Source organism: Aeromonas caviae (assembly GCF_000819785.1).
In the GTDB taxonomy this organism is placed as follows: Bacteria; Pseudomonadota; Gammaproteobacteria; order Enterobacterales; family Aeromonadaceae; genus Aeromonas; species Aeromonas caviae.
In genome coordinates this window covers 1-585 of sequence record NZ_CDBK01000106.1, presented here as the reverse complement: position 1 = coordinate 585, position 585 = coordinate 1, and the positions used below count along the sequence as shown (strand labels likewise).

The 585-nt window shown below is 64.4% G+C and carries 1 protein-coding gene; it reads left to right on the top strand.

The window, feature by feature from the left end:
* Positions 1-585 (top strand): Ig-like domain-containing protein (locus tag BN1120_RS19190; protein ID WP_202904031.1); only part of this gene is annotated, 585 nt, incomplete at both ends.

The window sequence follows — 585 nt, the reverse complement described above, 5'->3', positions numbered from 1 at the left end:
GTTGGCTTGAGTGAACAACTCACAGGGGAAGCCCTTCTTTCCGATGGTCAGGTGCAGGATGTCACCGCTGACGACGTGGTGAGCTGGCGCTCCAGCGACCCGGCCGTTGCCACCGTCAGCAACAGTGGCGCCGACAAAGGCAGGGTGACCGGTGTCTCCGCAGGAACCGTCACCATCACCGCCTCCGGCAAGGCCAATGGCCAGTCCTTCAGCGCGACTGCCGAGGTGACCATCACCCATACCGTCGTGACCCAGGTACAGATCACCCCCGCCGTTTCCTCTCTGCCCGTGGGTTTGAGTGAACAACTCACAGGGGAAGCCCTTCTGTCCAATGGCCAGGTGCTGGATGTCACCGCTGACGACGTGGTGAGCTGGCACTCCAGCGACCCGGCCGTCGCCACCATCAGCAGCAGTGGCGCCGACAAAGGCAGGGTGACCGGCGTGTCCCCAGGGACTGTCACCATCACAGCTTCCGGTGAGGCCAATGGCCAGCACTTCAGCGCCACCGCAGAGGTGACCATCACCCATGCCGTCGTGACCCGGGTACAGATCACCCCCGCCGTCTCCAGCCTGCCGGCAGGCTGG